The 5,083-nt window shown below is 62.3% G+C and carries 6 protein-coding genes; all 6 read right to left on the bottom strand.

The genetic code is table 11. The annotated features are described in order from the left end of the window. The coding region (locus tag ABI546_RS16370) for a THUMP domain-containing protein (protein WP_348048149.1) at positions 1 to 289 on the bottom strand (289 nt) is incomplete at its 3' end. 139 nt (positions 290 to 428) lie between these two features. Then, a complete protein-coding gene (locus tag ABI546_RS16365; protein ID WP_348048147.1) occupies positions 429 to 1,964 on the bottom strand; it encodes an RNA polymerase factor sigma-54 in 1,536 nt (511 codons plus the stop codon). A gap of 147 nt (positions 1,965 to 2,111) precedes the next feature. Next, positions 2,112 to 2,903 carry an LPS export ABC transporter ATP-binding protein gene (gene lptB / locus ABI546_RS16360; protein WP_348048145.1) on the bottom strand — a complete coding sequence of 264 codons (792 nt, stop codon included), beginning with the start codon at positions 2,901 to 2,903 and terminating at the stop codon, positions 2,112 to 2,114. Between the two features lie 11 nt (positions 2,904 to 2,914). Beyond that, positions 2,915 to 3,541 carry a lipopolysaccharide transport periplasmic protein LptA gene (gene lptA, locus ABI546_RS16355; protein WP_348048143.1) on the bottom strand — a complete coding sequence of 209 codons (627 nt, stop codon included), beginning with the start codon at positions 3,539 to 3,541 and terminating at the stop codon, positions 2,915 to 2,917. Between the two features lie 134 nt (positions 3,542 to 3,675). Continuing rightward, positions 3,676 to 4,335, bottom strand: coding sequence for a thiol:disulfide interchange protein DsbA/DsbL (locus tag ABI546_RS16350; protein WP_348048142.1), 660 nt, complete (start codon positions 4,333 to 4,335; stop codon positions 3,676 to 3,678). A gap of 83 nt (positions 4,336 to 4,418) precedes the next feature. Next, entirely contained in the window at positions 4,419 to 5,060 is a 642-nt protein-coding gene (locus tag ABI546_RS16345) for an SPOR domain-containing protein (RefSeq protein ID WP_348048151.1), read from the bottom strand. Positions 5,061 to 5,083 lie beyond the last annotated feature (23 nt).

Genomic DNA, 5,083 nt, shown 5'->3' with positions numbered 1-5,083 from the left:
TCTCGACCTTGAAGGTCTGTTTGGGCGTGAACCAGATTTCCCAGGCCACGTTGGCAGCGGCGTTGTACAGGTCTTGCTCGCTGCGGTACTGGTTGTGCTGCAGCTCGATGAGCACGCGTTGGGCCAGGCGGCTGTGCAGATTGAGCTGCAGCGCATCGCGCCACGAGGCCTGAAGCTGCACGCCAGCACGCCAGGCCTTGCCCTCGATACCGGTGACGCGCTGCACCTCGGTGGCCAGGAGATTTTCGACACCCGCGGCGCAGGGCAAGAAGAGTTGGAGCTGATTCATGAATGAAGGTTCGCGGCTGGCTGGGTAATGGGGTTTTCTGCAAGCAGGGGCCGCGGGACTGGCTTCGCCAGCCCGCAGGCGCAGCGACCCCCTCGGGGGGCAGGGAGCCACACGCAGTGGGCGACCGTGGGGGCCACATTCACAATGATTTGCGCAGGTTGGCGGGGGCGATGCGCAAAGCTTCGCGGTACTTGGCCACGGTGCGGCGCGCGCATTCAATGCCCTGTTCTTTCAGCATTTCGGAAATCTGGTTGTCGCTGAGCGGCTTCTTGAGGCTTTCGGACGAGACGAACTGCTTGATCAGCGCGCGCACCGCCGTGCTGGACGCATTGCCGCCGGTTTCAGTGCCCAGCGCGGAGCCGAAGAAATACTTGAGCTCGAACGTGCCGAAGGGCGTGCCCATGTACTTGGCCGTGGTCACGCGCGAGATGGTGGACTCGTGCAGGCCCAGTTCGTCGGCGATTTCGCGCAGCACCAGCGGGCGCATGGCGAGCTCGCCGTGCGTGAAGAAATTTTTCTGCCGCTCAACGATCGCGCTGCTCACGCGCAGGATGGTGTCAAAGCGCTGCTGGATATTTTTGATGAACCAGCGCGCCTCTTGCAGGCGCTGCTGCAGCGCCTGGCCGCCCTGGCCCTTGTGCTGCTTGAGCGCGTTGGCATAGATGTCGTGCACGCGCAGGCGCGGCATGACGTCGCCATTCAGCGAGACCTTAAAGCCGCGGCCGGATTTAATGACGATGACATCGGGCACGATCAGGTTGCGCTCCACATTGACGAAACGCCTGCCGGGCTTGGGGTCGAGCCGGCCTATCACCGCGATCGCGCCCTTGATGACGGCCTCCGGGAAGCCGCACAGATGCGACAGGCGTTTCACGTCGCGCTTGGCCAGCAGCTCTATGGGCTGCTTGCACATGGCCATCGCGGCCCGCGTTTCGTCACAGTCCTTGCAGTCGAGCAACTGAAGCCCCAGGCATTCGGCCAGGTTGCGCGCACCGACGCCGGCAGGCTCCATGTGGTGCAGCAGCTTGAGTGCCATGGCAAAACGTTGCTCAAGCTCTTCAGCCGCCTCAAGGTCATCACCCGCCAGGCCCGCTGCCAGCGAAGCCAGGCTGTCTTCAAGGTAGCCGTCGTCATTGAGGGATTCGATCAGGAAATGCAACGCGGCGCGGTCTTCTTCCGACAGGCGCAGGCTGAGCGACTGCCGGTGCAGATGGTCCTGCAGCGACTCGTGACTGCCGCTCAGGTCGGAAGCCTCGACGTCACTCTCTTCATTGTTGTTCTTGCGCGCGGGCGCATCGCTGCCCCATTCGCTGTCGTCGGGCGTGGTCTCTACCGTGCCATCGCCTTCCCAGCTTTCCTCAAGCTTGGGCTCGGCGCTGATTTCTGCATCATTTTGGGCTGTAGCGCTTGTTGCATCTGCGCCAGCAGCTATTGAATCTGTAGCAGACTCAAACTCCCGGCTGTCCTGGCTGACAGGCGTGTTGACATGCTCCAGCCCGAATTCCTCGCGCACAGCGGTCTCTTCCGACACCTCGAGAAACGGGTTTTCGTCGAGCATCTGCTCGACCTCCTGGCTCAGCTCAAGCGTCGACAGCTGCAACAGCCGGATCGACTGCTGGAGCTGAGGCGTCAGCGCGAGATGCTGCGAGACGCGAAGAGAGAGGCCTTGCTTCACGGCAGTCTCAACCTGGCTCGGTGATCAAAGAGAGGAAAGAATCATGCGAACAGGAGCCGCGGAACTGGCTTTGCCAGGCCGCAGGCACCGCCCCCTCGAGGGGGGAGGGAGCTACACGAAGTGAGCGACAACAGGGGGGAACCATCATCACATTTTGAAATGTTCGCCCAAGTACACGCGGCGCACATCGGCGTTGTTGACGATCTCGGAGGGGGTGCCGGTGGCCAGCACGTGGCCATCGCTGATGATGTAGGCGTGATCGCAAATACCGAGCGTTTCGCGCACGTTGTGGTCGGTAATCAGCACGCCGATGCCGCGCGACTTCAGAAAGCCGATGATGCGCTGGATCTCGATCACCGCGATCGGGTCGATACCGGCGAAGGGCTCGTCCAGCAGGATGAAGCGCGGCTGCGTGGCGAGCGCTCGCGCAATCTCGACACGGCGGCGCTCGCCGCCCGAGAGCGCCGGCGCCGGTGAATTGCGCAAATGGTCTACGCGCAAGTCTTGCAGCAGGCCATCAAGCCGCGATTCGATGTCGGCGCGGCCCAGCGGCTTGCCGGCCTTGTCAAGCTGCAGCTCGAGCACGGCGCGAACGTTTTCTTCCACCGTGAGCTTGCGAAAAATCGAGGCCTCTTGCGGCAGGTAGCTCAGGCCGAGGCGCGCGCGCAGGTGAATCGGCATGTGCTCAACCGATTCACCGTCAATGGAGATTTCGCCCGCATCGGCGCGCACCAGGCCCACGATCATGTAAAACGAAGTGGTTTTGCCCGCTCCGTTGGGGCCCAGCAAACCCACCACCTCGCCTTTTTGCACCGAGAGCGAAACGTCCTGCACGACCTTGCGGCTGCCATACGATTTTTGCAGTCCTTGTGCAACCAGGCGGCTGGGGGTCGGGGCAGGGGCGGCAGGGGCCCCCAAAGTGTCAGTCACCACATCCATCTGCAATCTTTCTAGTTCTTTTCACCGCCCAGCGTGGTGCTGGGACGCAGGACAGGCGCGGGGCCCGCAGGCGGCGCGGCGACCGGCGCCGAGGCACCCGCACGCGGCGACAGCATGGCGCGAACCCGACCTGTGGGGTTGGACGCCGTCTGGTTCTGCGCCCCGCCATCCACGGTGAAGACGTCGGTGTTGTTGTCGTAAACAATCATGGCGCCCGTGGTTTCGTCCACCAGCGTCGCGCCGTTGTAACGCCGCACCACGGCCCGTTTGATGAACTTCACCAGGTCGGCGCGGCTGTCGTATTCAATACGTTCGCCCTCACCTTCAATGTATTCGTCCACACCGTCGCGCTTTTTCCGGTAAAACGCCAGCTTGCCGGGCGCCGCAATCGACACCGCCTGCTGATAGCCCTCTGGGTCCTGCATGACGTCCACGCGCGCGCCTCGCACGATGGTCGTCCCTTTGGTGATCACCACGTTGCCGGTAAAGACGCTGGTTTGCTTCAGGTCGTCATAGCGCAGGGCGTCGGCTTCCGCATTCATGGGCTTGTCCCGGTCCGCCTTTTCGGCGTGGACCGGAAAAGCAGTGCCCAACGCCAAAAGGACCGGCAGAACGAGAGAAAAAAGGGGGTATTTCATAAGGCACGAATCTTGCTGCTTGGTGTTGGGCCATTGTAGCCACGCCAGGCGACGGAATGGCTTACCCCGCGAAAGTAGGGGCATAAAAAAACCCGCCTGCAAAGGGCGGGTTTTTGCGGGCGTTGCAGCCGGCTTTATTTGGCCCTGCGAGATTGGCCGATCAGGAAGTCAGTCACTTGAAGCGCCCGGGCCATGGTCTGCGTCATGGTGCCGGTGGTGTAGTAACGACCGGCAATACCCAGCGCGGGAACGCCGTCAACCTTGTACAGGTCCTGCAGCTGCGTGGCTTTGCGCGCTTTGGTGGTCACTGAAAACGAGTTGTACATCTCGACAAACTTGGCCTTGTTGAGCCCCTGCTTTTCGGCCCACACTGCCACCGCATCGGCGGTGTTGAGCGGCTGTTTTTCCACGTGAATGGCGTTAAACACCTTTTTGTGGAGCTCCTCGACCTTGCCCATGGCCTCCAGCACGTAATAAAGACGTTGCTGCGGCTCAAAATCAGGGCGGAAGGACACGGGCACACGCCGGAGCGTCACGTCTTTAGGCAACTGCTTCATCCAGGCTTCAAGCTGGGGCTCAAAGGCAAAGCAGTGCGGGCAGCTGTACCAAAAGAACTCCACCACCTCCACACGGCCCGCAGGCGCCTCGGTCGGAACCGGTTTGTCCAGCGTCAGGTAATCAACGCCGTCCTTGAAGGCCTTGGCCTGGGCATGCACCGCAGTGGGCAGTGCGACGTGGCCCACGGTGGCGGCCGCCACCGAAGCAGCGGAAAACGAAAACTCGCGGCGTTGCATCAAATTTTTCTCCTGAAATGACAGTAATACTTGTACAGGTTGGTACAGCGGCGCCTGAAAAAGTTCAGTCGGCTGTCAAGGTCTTAGCGCTGAACCCTGACCAGCGCCGTTTCTATCGAGTTGTTGTCCAGGCGTTCCTTGGCCTTGTCGGCATCTTCCTTTTTGTCGAAAGGGCCCAGTCGCACGCGGTAAACAGTGCGGCCTGCCTGCTCGCGCTCGCTGACCTTGGCTTGCATGCCCAGCAGCAGCAGCTTGGCGCGTTGCTGTTCGGCGTCTTCCGGCGTGCGGAATGCGCCGGCCTGGATGAAATAGCTGAAAGGATCGACGCCCGGGCCCGACGAGAGGCCTCCGACCTTGGCTTTTGCCAGGTCGCCCAGCGGGTCGGCCGCGGGGGCAGGTTTGGCGGCGACAGCCTTGGCAGGCGCAGAAGCAGCGGCCCTGGGCGCCGCGCCGGCAGAGGGGTCCGGCACCGGCGCGCCGGGCACTTCAACCGTGGCGGCGGGCGGCGGCTTGGGCTGGTTCTTGCCGGCCAGCGGTGCGTTGGGGTTCCAGTCCTTGTTCTTCTTGGCTTCCGCGGCGTCGCTGTCGGGGTTGCGCGCCTGGCTCTTGTTCATGAAGGGAACCGGCACCTTGGTGATGTAGACCGCCACGGCCAAAGCGGCCCCCAGGCCGATCAGGGCGCCAATAATCAAACCCAGCAGGGTTCCGCCTCGTTGTGTGTTCATACCTTGCCCACGTTCATTGCCTT

Source organism: Polaromonas sp., from assembly GCF_039932935.1.
GTDB lineage: Bacteria > Pseudomonadota > Gammaproteobacteria > Burkholderiales > Burkholderiaceae_C > Polaromonas.
Note: the sequence above shows the minus strand (reverse complement) of the source record. Positions and strands in the feature narration are given on the sequence as shown.

What these genes read in the sequence shown, in the direction of transcription:
- ABI546_RS16345 (WP_348048151.1), bottom strand. Translation starts at nt 5,060, where the DNA reads ATGAACACACAACGAGGCGGAACCCTGCTGGGTTTGATTATTGGCGCC.
- ABI546_RS16350 (WP_348048142.1), bottom strand. Translation starts at nt 4,335, where the DNA reads ATGCAACGCCGCGAGTTTTCGTTTTCCGCTGCTTCGGTGGCGGCCGCC.
- lptB (WP_348048145.1), bottom strand. Translation starts at nt 2,903, where the DNA reads ATGGATGTGGTGACTGACACTTTGGGGGCCCCTGCCGCCCCTGCCCCG.
- lptA (WP_348048143.1), bottom strand. Translation starts at nt 3,541, where the DNA reads ATGAAATACCCCCTTTTTTCTCTCGTTCTGCCGGTCCTTTTGGCGTTG.